The sequence below is a fragment of the Flavobacterium fructosi genome (genome assembly GCF_042787335.1).
Taxonomy (GTDB): Bacteria; Bacteroidota; Bacteroidia; order Flavobacteriales; family Flavobacteriaceae; genus Flavobacterium; species Flavobacterium fructosi.
The window spans coordinates 425,588-439,648 of sequence record NZ_JBHZQA010000002.1 but is presented as its reverse complement, the minus strand read 5'-3'; the positions used below and the strand labels follow the sequence as shown (position 1 = coordinate 439,648).

7 protein-coding genes are annotated in these 14,061 nt (G+C 36.1%); 3 read left to right on the top strand and 4 right to left on the bottom strand.

What is annotated here, in order from left to right:
• Positions 1 to 57 precede the first annotated feature (57 nt).
• Positions 58 to 1,959, top strand: a complete 1,902-nt coding sequence (locus ACFX5D_RS04805) for an AMP-binding protein (protein ID WP_379857112.1) — start codon at positions 58 to 60, stop codon at positions 1,957 to 1,959.
• Positions 1,960 to 1,974: 15 nt separating this feature from the next.
• Positions 1,975 to 3,882 carry an acetate--CoA ligase gene (acs, locus tag ACFX5D_RS04800; protein WP_379857111.1) on the top strand — a complete coding sequence of 636 codons (1,908 nt, stop codon included), beginning with the start codon at positions 1,975 to 1,977 and terminating at the stop codon, positions 3,880 to 3,882.
• A gap of 113 nt (positions 3,883 to 3,995) precedes the next feature.
• Here acs and ACFX5D_RS04795 read toward each other — a convergent pair whose 3' ends face one another.
• The 4 genes from ACFX5D_RS04795 to ACFX5D_RS04780 form a co-directional block, all read right to left on the bottom strand.
• Positions 3,996 to 6,842, bottom strand: coding sequence for an alpha-amylase family glycosyl hydrolase (locus tag ACFX5D_RS04795; RefSeq protein ID WP_379857110.1), 2,847 nt, complete (start codon positions 6,840 to 6,842; stop codon positions 3,996 to 3,998).
• Between the two features lie 65 nt (positions 6,843 to 6,907).
• Positions 6,908 to 7,972 (bottom strand): SusE domain-containing protein, encoded by a 1,065-nt coding sequence (locus tag ACFX5D_RS04790; protein ID WP_379857109.1) that lies wholly within the window; start codon positions 7,970 to 7,972, stop codon positions 6,908 to 6,910.
• 21 nt (positions 7,973 to 7,993) lie between these two features.
• Positions 7,994 to 9,583: a RagB/SusD family nutrient uptake outer membrane protein gene (locus tag ACFX5D_RS04785; protein ID WP_379857108.1), complete on the bottom strand. Its 1,590-nt coding sequence runs from the start codon at positions 9,581 to 9,583 to the stop codon at positions 7,994 to 7,996.
• Between the two features lie 17 nt (positions 9,584 to 9,600).
• Positions 9,601 to 12,540 (bottom strand): SusC/RagA family TonB-linked outer membrane protein, encoded by a 2,940-nt coding sequence (locus ACFX5D_RS04780; RefSeq protein ID WP_379857107.1) that lies wholly within the window; start codon positions 12,538 to 12,540, stop codon positions 9,601 to 9,603.
• Between the two features lie 236 nt (positions 12,541 to 12,776).
• Here ACFX5D_RS04780 and ACFX5D_RS04775 point away from each other — a divergent pair, with 236 nt between their 5' ends.
• Positions 12,777 to 13,802, top strand: a complete 1,026-nt coding sequence (locus ACFX5D_RS04775; protein WP_379857106.1) for a LacI family DNA-binding transcriptional regulator — start codon at positions 12,777 to 12,779, stop codon at positions 13,800 to 13,802.
• The last annotated feature ends 259 nt before the right edge of the window (positions 13,803 to 14,061 follow it).

The window sequence follows — 14,061 nt, the reverse complement described above, 5'->3', positions numbered from 1 at the left end:
TAATTAGTTTCAGCAAATATGCAGGACTTTTTTAAAATATAAACAACCAATAACAAAATGAACTATAAAGATTTTTATACTAATAGCATCCATCAACCTGAAGCTTTCTGGAAAGACCAAGCGATGGAGATAGAATGGTATAACAAACCCGAAAATATTTTATCAAATGATAAAAATGGATATCCAGTTTGGTACAAAGACGGAGAATTAAACATCTGTTATTTGGCACTAGACAAGCATATCCAGGATGGTTATGGAGACCAAATTGCACTTATTTATGATTCCCCAGTGACACAAACAGTAAAAAAATACACTTATTTTGAAGTAAAAACGGAGGTCACAAAACTCGCCGGAGGAATGCTCTCCCTAGGTTTAAAAAAAGGCAATATAGCCATTATTTATATGCCAATGATTCCTCAAGCTGCATTTGCAATGCTTGCCTGCGCCAGAATTGGAGTGACACATTCGGTTGTTTTTGGCGGTTTTGCACCACATGAATTGGCTATACGAATCGATGATTGCAAACCGAAAGCCATCATCACTGCCTCTTCAGGAATTGAAATTGATCGACTAATTGCGTACAAACCATTAGTAGATGAAGCGATTGAGTTAGCTTCACACAAACCAAAAAAAGTGATTGTTTTCAATAGAAAATTAGGGGCAAGAGTTCCGTTTAAAAAATATGATGTTGATTATGATGCATTGGTGTATGGCTCAGAAGAAACACCCTGCGTTCCAGTTAATGCAACACATCCTTTATATGTACTTCATACCTCGGGAACAACAGGAAAACCAAAAGGAATTGTCAGAGATACCGGCGGCTACGCTGTTGCACTTAAATTTTCGATGCAATATATCTATGGCATAAAAGAAAATGAGGTTTTTTGGGCCGCTTCAGATTTGGGTTGGGTTGTTGGACATAGTTTTATTGTCTATGGTCCATTAATTAATAGAAATACCTCCATTATTTTTGAAGGAAAACCAATTAAAACGCCTGATGCGAGTACCTTCTGGAGAATTATCCAAGAACATAAAGTCAATACCATGTTCACCGCACCTACGGCGATTCGTGCCATCAAAAAAGAAGATCCTAACGGAGATTTCATTAAAAAATATGATTTAACTTCTTTGAAAACGCAATTTCTGGCAGGTGAGCGTTGTGATGTTTCAACATTAGAATGGTATTTAGAACACATTCCTGTTCCGGCAATCGACCATTGGTGGCAAACAGAATCCGGTTGGCCGATGACTGCCAATATGATGGGTGTAGAATATTTACCCATAAAACCGGGTTCAGTTGGAAAAGCGGTTTGTGGTTTTGACATTAAAATATTTGACGAAAAAGGCATTGAATTAGGTCCAAATGAAGAAGGTTATGTAGTACTAAAATTACCATTGCCACCGGGAACTTTAATGGATTTATGGAAAGACAATTCTCGATTTAAAGCAGATTATTTAAATAAATTTCCAGGTTACTATTTCTCCGGTGATGGTGGATTTAAAGACGAAGACGATTATATTTTTATTACCGGCCGAGTGGACGATGTAATTAATGTTGCCGGACATCGCCTTTCGACAGCCGAAATGGAAGAGATTGTTGCCTCCCATCATTCCGTTGCGGAATGTGCCGTAATTGGAATAAATGATACGCTGAAAGGGCAAACACCATTAGCATTAGTCGTAACAAAATTAGATGGCGGTATAGAGCATTTTCAATTAGAACAAGAAATCATTAAACTGGTTCGCCTTCAAATTGGAGCTGTTGCGTCTTTAAGAAATGTAGTGATTGTACAACGATTACCAAAAACACGCTCGGGGAAAACCCTCAGAAAATTAATGCGAAGCATTGCTGACGGAGAAAATTATCAAATCCCTTCAACGATAGATGATGAATCTATTGTTGATGAAATAAAAGCTGTTTTGAAAAAATATGAAATTGGAGTTTATAATACTAAATAAGAAAATATCACAATTATGAGTCGCTATAAAATTAATACCTTAGAAGAATACTTTAAAGAATACAAGAAATCAGTTCGTGAACCAAAAAAGTTCTGGGACAAAATTGCCTCCGAAAATTTTACTTGGTACCAACAATGGGAAAAAGTGGTCGATTTTAATATGGCAGAAGCCGAAATAAAATGGTTTATTAATGCCAAAGTAAACATCACTAAAAATTGCATCGACAGACATCTTGCAAAAAAAGGAGACAAAACGGCGATCATTTTTGAACCGAATGATCCCAATGAAGAAGCGTTACACATTTCGTATAATGAATTGCACCAACGTGTTTGTAAAATGGCAAATGTATTGCGAGAACAAGGCGTAAAAAAAGGAGATCGTGTCTGTATTTATTTACCCATGATTCCTGAATTGGCCATTACTACTTTGGCTTGCGCGAGAATCGGAGCTATCCATTCGGTTGTTTTTGCCGGATTCTCGGCCTCTGCTGTTGCAACAAGAATAAATGACTGCGATTGTAACATGGTCATCACCTCAGATGGAGGATATCGTGGTAACAAAACCATTGATTTAAAAGGAATTATTGACGATGCATTGACCAATTGCCCGGGAGTTTCAAACGTATTAGTGGTCAAAAGAACGAATACAATTGTAAATATGAAAGAAGGTCGTGACCAATGGTTGCAACCTCTTTTAGACAGAGCATCAGACAATAATGTAGCCGAAATTATGGACGCCGAAGATCCTTTATTTATCCTTTACACTTCAGGCTCAACCGGAAAACCAAAAGGCATGGTGCATACTACGGCTGGTTATATGGTTTATACTGCTTATACTTTCAAGAATGTTTTTAGCTATGAAGAAAATGATATTTTCTGGTGTACCGCTGATATTGGCTGGATCACCGGACATTCCTACATTCTTTATGGCCCATTACTGAACGGAGCCACTACGGTAATTTTTGAAGGAGTTCCCTCCTATCCTGACTTCAGTCGTTTTTGGCAAACAATCGAAAAGCACAAAGTAACTCAGTTTTATACCGCCCCAACAGCCATTAGGGCTTTGGCTAAAGAAAGCATCGAATACGTACAACGCTACCAATTAACCTCTTTAAAAGTGATTGGCTCTGTAGGTGAACCTATCAACGAGGAAGCTTGGCACTGGTACAACAACCACGTAGGAGACAAAAAATGCCCGGTAGTTGACACGTGGTGGCAAACCGAAACCGGAGGAATTATGATTTCACCAATTGCCTTTGTTACCCCAACAAAACCAACCTACGCTTCACTTCCCTTACCGGGGGTTCAACCTGTTTTAATGGATGAAAAACGCAACGAAATAGAAGGGAATCAGGTTACGGGCAGTTTATGTATTAAATTCCCTTGGCCGGGAATTGCGAGAACTATTTGGGGAGACCACCAACGCTATAAAGACACTTATTTCTCTGCCTTTCCAGGCAAATATTTTACTGGAGACGGCGCTTTGCGTGATGAAGTTGGGTATTATCGAATTACAGGTCGTGTAGATGACGTCGTTATTGTTTCAGGCCATAATCTGGGAACGGCACCTATTGAAGATGCCATCAACGAACACCCGGCAGTTGCTGAATCAGCCATTGTAGGTTTTCCTCATGACATCAAAGGAAATGCCCTGTATGGTTTTGTAATTTTAAAAGAAACCGGAGAGTATCGTGATAGAGAAAATCTTAGTAAAGAGATAAACCAACACATATCTGATCACATTGGACCAATTGCAAAACTAGATAAAATACAGTTTGTTTCCGGTTTACCAAAAACCCGTTCCGGAAAAATAATGCGTAGAATTTTGCGTAAAATAGCGGAAGGGGATTATTCAAATTTTGGCGATACCTCAACATTACTGAATCCTGAAATCGTAGAAGAAATCAAAAACGAAAAAGTATAATTTTTTTTAATTGTGGTAATTTGTCGAAAACTGCTTCCTCACGGGAGCAGTTTTTTTGTACAAAAAAAGGCTGCCCTTTTTAGAGACAGCCTGCTTGATGTTAATAATAAATACTACTCTTTTATAAATTTCATCACTTCAGTTTCATTATTATCATTCAGTACTTTTACAATATAAAGTCCTTTGGTCAAATCACTGATAGCAAAAGGAGTATCTTTAGAATGATTCGTATCAAAGCTTTTTACCAATTGTCCGGTAATTGAGAAAACCTGAACTTTAGTGGTATTTGTATTTAAAGTAAAATAACCTGAAGAAGGATTTGGATACAAATGAACGGTATTAGTTTTTTCATAGTTGGCAATCGCTAAGTTTGCCACCTTATTACCGTAAATTCTAAAATCACCTGCCGAAATTGCAATAGTAGCGTTCATATCAGTGACAGTAATAGCAGAATTATCCATCAAGTTGTACCAAATTCCAGGATAAGGAAAACCAGTCGGTACATCTTTAGTAGATAATTCAAAATTAGCTAATACTAACACATCTTTAAGTTGCGTTGCCGCCAAAGTGCTATTGGTAATCTTGATATTAGGTATTAATGAAGTACCACTTGACATCGTTGCCGTTCCAGAGAATACAGGTTCGGCAATTTTCATACTGATCATTTTTGCCCAATCGTTATAAATTTTATTTCTTCCGTTATCACTTAACCAATTATTCGACCATTGCGGTTGTGGTTTCTTGTCCAATTTACAATCACCAGAAATAGCATCTGAAGAAGTGTTCACTGAACCATCATTACAGCTAAAAATAGAAATCTCCCACCCAAGCTCACCGAAATGCCAAATCATTTTTGGTCCAGGAACTAATAAAGAAACGGCTCCTAAAGCTGACATTCTTGACAAAGCAGTCGCTGGAGTTTTTACACTGTAACCCCCAAGACTATTTCCAAATTGGATATTTTTGTACATCAATCGCTCTTCATCGTGACTTTCAGCATAGCCCATCAATCTGTTTGCGGTAAATCCATGACTGGCACTATTCATTCTTGAAATATCATTGCTAGAATTGTATCCCATCGTCAACTGATTGTATGGATCGGTCATTTTACCCCACATCATGATTCCTTTGCTAGGAGTTTCGGCAATTCTATAATTTGCCCATTCTTTTTCCTCTGCATCAGTTCCTAAGTGTTCGAAAATAGTATAGTGCGTTGGATCCAGACTCCAGGAATAATCCGCATAATCTTTCAAAATGGCAACTCTGTCCGCTTGATACCCATTAGTGCAATTTTCGTCACTAGCCGTACAATTTTGTGTAAAACCTTTTGTCAAATCCCAACGGAAACCGTCAATTTTGTATTCGTCAATCCATTGTTTAACTACTCTTTTTACGTAATTTTTCGTCAAGGCCGAAGTATGATTGAAATCATTCCCCACACTATAAGTGTGTTTTGCCACAGTATTAAAATAAGGATTCTCCGTTGAAGGGGAACCCCAACCATCGCCATCAGGATCATTCATCCACATTCTGACCATTGGATTTCTGTCAAAAGCATGGTTTAACGCTACGTCCAGAATTACTGCAATACCATTTTGATGGCAAACATCTATCAATTCTTTAAATTTACTTGAAGTACCATAAAACTTATCTAAAGCCATATGGAAAGAAGTATTGTAACCCCAACTTTCATTCCCTTCAAATTCCATTACTGGCAGTAGCTCAATGGCATTAATTTTCAAATTTTTGAAATAATCAATTCGGTCAATTACATTTTGAAAACTTCTGCCTGCATCGAAATCTCGTACCAAAAGTTCGTAAACCACTAACTTTTCCTTCTCCGGTTTTACAAAATTAGTCGTTGCAGTTGTCCATGGATACGGTGTTTGACCCGTTTGCAAAACGGTCACTTCTCTTTGCTGACCTGCAGGATATATCGGCAAATTTGGATAAGATACTGCAGGAATATATGGATCATCATCTGCTGACAATACTAAAGTAGAATACGGATCGGCTGTTTTTACTAAAGATGGAGTTCCAGTAATAGGTGTTGCGTCAACCACCCAATACTGATAACTATAATTGGCGCCTGACGTCAATCCGGTCAATTCCAACCAAAATTTTCCTGAAATAGGGTCCTTTTTCATCGCGTAGCTCGAATTTGGCTGCCAGTTATTAAAACTACCGGCTACATACACAAAATCCTTTAACGGAGCATCTAATACTAAAGTAGCTTTTGTCGCATTTGCAGTATAATTGATTCCGTCCAATAAACCTGTCGGTAATGCCGCACTAACTGTTCCCGGATTTACGATTACACTAAATCTTTTAGTGACACTTGTACTTCCCTGCGTTACTTCCAATGCATAATTTCTATTACCGGTGATATTAGTATCATTAAAAGTATAACTAGCTGTACTTGTATTTGTATTTATACTTACACCATTTGCTTTTAAGTTATAGCTGGCGTTTCCGCCTGTATTTGTCGCGGCAATATTAAAACTGGCTCCAGATGCAATTATTGTTGAACTATTTTCAGTTGGAGCTGTTAGATTTACTTGAAAAGCTCCAACATTAAAAAAAGTATCAGCAGTCTGCATGTTTCCAGCGTCATTTCTCAATACAACACAAATTTCAGTGATAGAACTAGAAAGTGGAACTCCAAAATAAGTATATAAATCAGGTGTTAGATCTAATTTATAACTAGTTCCTGAAATAAATGTTAACGCAGGCTGAGTTGAATTGTTCGCCCATGTTCCTTTGACATTTTGCCATCTTGTTCCATTAACGGTCAAACCAATATGCGCATATATTGTACCTGTATAGGCAGCTAATGCCGTTCCCGTTTTATTAAAATTCAGCGTAACTACCCCACTAGCAATTGCCGGTGAAGGCGTAGTTGTAAATTGAGCAAAACTAATAGATGATATTAGTAAAAATAATAAAGTAATTTTTTTCATCTCATTTATTTATTAAATTAAAAAAAGAGGCTATCCATAAGATAGCCCCTTCAAATTTAAAAAAATTAATTTTTTGTAAACGTATATTTGTAATTTCTTGGAGAACTTAAATCTAAAGTTATCGTATAATTTCCAGCTGTTACAGCAATATTATCGCCGCCATATTCTAGGTGAGAACCATCAGCCGCAGTTTTAAGTTTACCTAGGTTAATATCCCAACCGTTATTCGCTCTAAATTTAAATTCAGCTCCAGTTAATGTTGCAGTTACAGACCATAATTTTGTCGTTTTATTATAAGTCATTGCTGTACTGTTATCCCAACCACCTGCAGTTGCACTACCAATGATTCCCCATGAAGTTGCAGTCGCTTTGTACGTTAATTTTTCAGTATCAACTACAATCTGATAATAACCCGCAGCAGGGATTTTAAGATTAGCCCCTGTAAGAGCTAATGTTCCAGCAGTCGCACCTGCCGCATATTCCCCTTTCCACTCTGGGAAACTTGTAAATTTATATTCAGCATTTGCATCATTGAAATTAACATATCCTTCAAAATCTACTTTACCATATCCAGAAGCAGAAAGTTGTGGAGATGTAGCAGGATCCCAATCGTTAGGATATCCAGAAGCTTTAGCATAACCACCAGGAACCCATAATTTAGGATTTTCAGTAGTGTAAGGCGTAACTACAATTCCAACAACATTAGAATACATTGCAGCAAGCGCACCAGCGCTTGATTTTACTCTTACTTCAAATTCACCAGGGGAAAAAGGAGTCGCTTTTAAAGTCAATGCAGCTTTATTCATTGATTCAACACTTACAGAAACTTGATTTGCTGAAATTACAGATCCAATAGACTGAGGAGTTTTGAATGCATTTCCTTTTTTGTCCATTTCGACTGCATAGGTAACTTGAATATCACCACCGTAGTTAGCAGACTTCCATGTAAAACGTTCTGCTTGAGCAGCTGCATTTATAGGAGAAAGAACATAAGCAGCACCAGAAGTTGGAGCTGTTAATACTGGGGAATCAACCCCTTCAATGACTGGTCTGTCTTGAACATCTTGTACCGTACAAGACAAAGCAACTACTGCAAATAAAGCAATTATTGATTTAGTTATATTTTTCATTTTTATATATTTTTTAAATTATTAATATCCAGGGTTTTGTTGTAATTTACTGTTTGAAGATAATGCCGTTGCAGGAATAGGGAATAAATCTCTGTAAGACTGTGTTGGAGATCCTCCAGCAACATTTCCTTTCCAAGGCCATAAATAACTACCTCCAGAGAATTTTCCGAAACGAATTAAATCCGTTCTTCTGTGTCCTTCCCAGTGTAATTCTCTTGCTCTTTCGTCAAGAATAAAATCTAAGGTTAAATCGCCTTGATTTACTGCGGCACCATTTGCTCTTATTCTTAAGGCATTAATATAAGTAGTTGCTTGTTGCAAAGTCCCACCACCGCCTCGTACAGCACATTCAGCGTACATTAAATAAGCATCAGCTAAACGGAAAATAGGGAAATCAGCATCTGAGAAGTTACCTGCTTTATCTGAACCTTGTTTCCCATTCACATCAACATTTCTAAATTTTTGAATAGCATATCCATCAGTAAAATTACCAATGTTTTTGATTTCTTTAGTTTGACCAACTTTATAGAATTGTCCACGTGTATCTGTAGTGTTAGCATCAAATTTATCGACAAATGCAGAGGTAGTTCTTATACCACCCCAACCACCATTGATACCAAATGAAGCTGCATTCATGCTACCTCCAACAGGAGCGTGCGTTAAGAAAGTAGTTCCACCATACGTTTGTGTATGAAGACCGTCAAAGCCTATTGCAAAAATAAATTCGTTTTGTGCACCATTTTTATCATTATCTGCAAAAAACAATTGATTGTAATTAGTATGCAATTTATAACTTGAACCAGTGATTTTTGTAAGTAAAGGAACAGCAGCAGCATAATGATCCGTACCTGTATATACTTTTGCATTCATGTACAATTTAGCTTGTAACATCCAGGCAGCAGCTTGATCCACACGATATGCCTCATTAGCTTTTGGTGCTTTCAATAATGGAGTAATCGCTGTCAATTCATCATCAACAAATTTGTATAATTCTGCTCTTGTAGCATATTCTGGGTAAAAGAAAGTACTCGGAGAATCTTCCGTTACTAATGAACCACCCCCAAACATATCAATTAAATGCCAGTACGTCATTGCTCTCAAGAAACGTGCTTCTGCTCGATAAGTAGCAATCTCTCCTTTCAAAGTAGCATCAATTCCTCTTGCGGTTAATTTCTCGTCAGTAGTTTGACGTAAAAACTCATTACAGTTTACAATTTGAAAAGAGTAACGTGCAAAAACAGCTGTTACAAAACGGTCCAACGATGTCCATGTTTGAGAGTGTAGGTCTTTAATAGTTCCATCATTCCAAGCAATTACTGCTTCATCAGTTGTTAATTCCTGTAACAACCAATATCCTCTAATGTATTGGCTTTCTCCTTCATCTATTCCCGAAATATCTGGAGAACCAGCCGCCGTTTGACCTGAGGTAGCAAATCCTGCATATAATTTAGCTAGATTTTGCTTATAGGATTCCGGTGTACTAAAAAATTGGTCACCCGGAATAGCATTAGCACTTTCAGGAGCTTGGTTCAAATCATTGGTACATGATGGCAACAACATCACCAACAGTAACAAAGAAATACCCAATAATTTTATTTGTGTCTTTTTCATTTTTCTTGTTATTTGTATTAGAAATTAACGTTTAAACCTAACGTGAAAGTAATTGGTCTTGGATATAAATTATTATCTATACCTCCAGAAATTTCTGGGTCTAATCCACGGTAGTCAGTAATTAACAAAACATTTTGAGCTGCTAATGTTAATTTAACTAATGAAGTAGAATTCGGTTTTTGATTAAAAGTATATCCTACGCTAACATTATCCAATCTAACGAAAGCTGCATCTTGAATGTAATAATCCGACTCATATCTTTTTGTATCCTGAGTAGTAAACCCAGTTTCCAAAATATTGGCAACACCATTAGACAGGTCAGTTTCTCTTAATAATATGTTTTGGTAAGAACCTTTGCTTGAATCAACATTGTTATAATTAAAATTACCCCAAGATCCTCTCCAATTCATTCCAAAATCAAAATTTTTGTACGTTACACTTGTATTGAAACCATAAAACACATCAGCCGCCGGCTTGTGAAAACGATATTTATCTTGTTCTGTAATTATTCCGTCTTTATTTCTGTCAATATAAACACCATCAATTGGCTTACCATCAACTCCGTATGCTTGCTCGTATACATAAAACGAACTTGGTGCATACCCAACTTGGTGATTTTGAATCGTATTTCCTGTAGCGCCTTCGTATCCACCTACATTAATACCAGGTGTATTCGGTTGTGTTGTAGTTAACTTAGTGATTTTAGAGTCTTGAAAAGTAACGTTTCCGCCAATTCTCCATTCTAAATCATCAGTACGAACTGGAATAACTTCACCAGAAAGTTCAATACCCTTATTTTCTATAGTTCCTACATTATAATTGTCATAATTAGAGAATCCAAAGAAAGATGGGTTTTGAGTGTACAATAATAAATCTTTGGTAGTTCTTTTATATAAATCTACAGTACCATTAATTCTATTGTTGAACAACCCATAATCAAGACCTGCATTGACCGTAGTAGTCTCTTCCCATTTCAAATTACTGTTGTAAGGCTGCGGTCTAAATGTATTATAAAATGTATTACCAAATTGGTATTGTGCCTGACTGTTAGAAACTAAATATAAAGGAATAGATGGATAACTCACCCCAATATCCTGTTGTCCAGTTACACCCCAACCTCCTCTAAGTTTTAATGTAGAAATACTTGACACATCTTTCAAGAAACTTTCTTCGTTTAATTTCCAAGCTAAAGCTACTGCAGGGAAATTTGCCCAACGGTTTGCCTCTGTAAATCGAGAAGTACCATCGCGTCTGTAAGACAAAGTCAATAAGTATTTATCGGCAATAGTGATGTTAGTTCTAGCAAAAAAGGACTGCAAATTCACACGTGATGGAACCGGAACTCCTAGGGTACTAATTTTGTTTTCAAAATTATAAGAAGATCCGTCATTAACATCTCTAAAATCTTGGTACGAATACCCTCCTGTTAAATCAATTTGTGTATTAATTGATTCTACTTTTTTATTGTAGTTCAAAAATAAATCCATCAATTTATTATTTCTTGAACCTGTATTCGCATAGGAATTATTATATCCAGAACCAGGAAGTCCATTTAGATACTTTGCGTCTGTATTTCCATAAGATCTTCCGCTTAACTGATCGTAACCAAAATTAGCTACAGCCTTCAATTCTGGCAAGAAGTGCATTTTATATTCCGTTTGAATATTTCCGATGCTTCTGTAAGAAGTTCCAAAATTATTCTGTTGATTTATTATAGATAATGGATTTCTACCTGCTAGTTGATTAATTTGCGTTGGAGAAGTATACCATTGGAAATAAGTACCATCAGCATTCCTTACAACCTGTGTAGGGTCAAAGCTAATTGCAGAACCAATAGCTCCTCTATTACTATAATTATTTTTAATCAACGAAGTGTTATTATTCAATTCAATTTTCAAATGTTTGTCTAAGAAATTTCCAGTTACACCAACTCCAATAGTCGTTCTCTGCATGTTATCTCTTTTCAAGATACCATTCAAATTAGCATAACCTACAGAGGCTCTGTATACTACGTTCTCAGTTCCTCCACTTAATGCAATGTTATGATCGGTGCCAATTGCCGTTCTGTAAATTTCATTTTGCCAGTCTGTATCAGCCGCTCCAACAATTGCTTGTTGCGCTGGTGTACCATGAGCAGCAATAAAATCTCTAAATTGAGTAGGCGTCAACGCATCTACTTTTTTAGTAATTTCAGATACTTGCAAATTTCCATTATAACTCACCTGCATATCACCTGCTTTTCCTTTTTTGGTAGTAATAATAATTACCCCATTAGAAGCGCGAGATCCATAGATAGCAGTCGCGGAAGCATCTTTTAAAACCGAAATAGATTCTATATTATTTTGGTTGATTGTTGATAATGGATTTCTTCCACCATTGATTCCACCAGCCGCGACCGGAACGCCATCAATTACATATAAAGGATCATTATTAGCAGATAATGAAGAACCACTTCTGATTCTTATTGTCGCACCTTCACCTGGAGAACCACCTCCATTAATGATTTGCAAACCAGCCACTTTACCTTGAATCATTTGATCCGCAGAGGTTACCGGTCCTTTATTAAAATCTTTTGATGTCAATACAGTAACTGCTCCTGTTGCATCTTTTTTCTTAACGGTACCGTAACCTACTTGTATAACAACCTCTTTTAGTTGATTTTCATCTTCAGCTAAAGAAACCATTACTGATTTTTGAGAATCGTAAGTAACGACAGAAGCTTTATATCCGATAAAAGAAAAAACGACTTTATCGCCTTTCTTAACATTTGATAACTGATATTTACCATCAAAATCTGTTGAAACACCATTTGTGGCGCCTTGAACATTTACATTTACTCCAGGAATGGGCTGTCCTGATACTTTGTCAAGAACAACACCATTAAGAGTATTCTGAGCCAGAATACTAAGAGGTAGTAGTAGTAATAAAAATAACAACTTTTTATAAATTGTTTTCATACTTTTTGTTTAAATTAATTTGAAATTTGGATGTGTTTTTAACTTTTAATTTTACTTCGAATGTTAAATTTATGTAAATTTTGTCACGCCCGACAAACCCCCTTTTTTTTTGGTTTACGAAAACGTGATAGTGTTGAAAACTTTCTATATTATCTAATTATTTAAGGGATAAATTGCCATTAATAAAAACATACCATACCTTTATTACGAAAATAATTATTATCAATTTTACAATTATGAAAAGGAAGGTAACGCTTAAACAAATTGCCAAAGAACTTGACGTTTCAATTTCCACAGTTTCAAAATCTTTAAGAAATAGTTTAGAAATTGGAGAAGATACCCGATTAAAAGTGCAAGCTTTCGCCAAATTTTACAACTACAAACCCAACAATATAGCCCTGAGTTTAAAGAATCGAAAAACAAAAACCATAGGGATCATCATACCCGAAATTGTTCATCATTTTTTCTCCACTGTCATTAATGGAATAGAACAGGTTGCAAACGAAAACGGATACAGTGTAATCATCTGTTTATCAGACGATTCTTTCGACAAAGAAGTTCTTAACATGGAAATGCTTGCCAATGGAAGTATAGACGGTTTTATTATGTCTCTTTCTAAAGAAACCCAGTTCAAAGGTGATTTTCATCATATCACTGAAGTAATTGACCAAGGAATGCCAGTTGTTATGTTTGACCGAGTTACCAATGAAATTCTGTGTGACAAGGTTATTATTGACGATAAACTTTCGGCTTATGAAGCTGTTCAAAGCCTGATTGACAGAGGAAGAAAGAAAATTGCCCTAGTTACCACTGTAGATTATGTTAGTGTCGGTAAACTGCGCACAGATGGCTACATAAAAGCATTATTAGACAACAACATCCCTTTTGATGAAAATCTAATTATTAAAATCGAGGACGTAGATACTTGCGAAATAATAATAGGAAAACTATTAGAAGACAAAGCTATTGATGCCGTTTTTGCCGTTAATGAGCTTTTTGCCGTAATCTGCATAAAGACAGCGAACAAAATAGGCCTGAATGTCCCTAAAGACCTAGCAGTTATCGCGTTTACGGATGGAATTATTTCAAAATACTCTACTCCTACTATTACAACCGTGAGTCAAAGCGGAATAAAAATGGGTAATAAAGCCGCAAAAATGCTGATTGACCGATTAGAATCAGAACATGAAGAGGAAGAGGAAGAAAATTATAAAACAGAAGTAATTGAAACCCATTTAATTGAAAGAGAATCTACAAATTAGAATTTATCAGTTTTCAGTCGCTTTCTGAAAACGGCGACTGAAAACGGCGACTGCTTTTTAAAACAAACGGCAGATATTCCGTATGATATTCATTACTACAACCTTGTAGTAATGAATATTTTTTTTTATTTGTTTCTAAAAAATAAAAGTTTAAAAAATATTTTTATATTTACCCGATCAAAGCTTTTACTTTTACTTCGAAAAATAAGACAAGTTTTGATAAGCATAGCGCTTATCGTATTAATTTTACAAATTACGA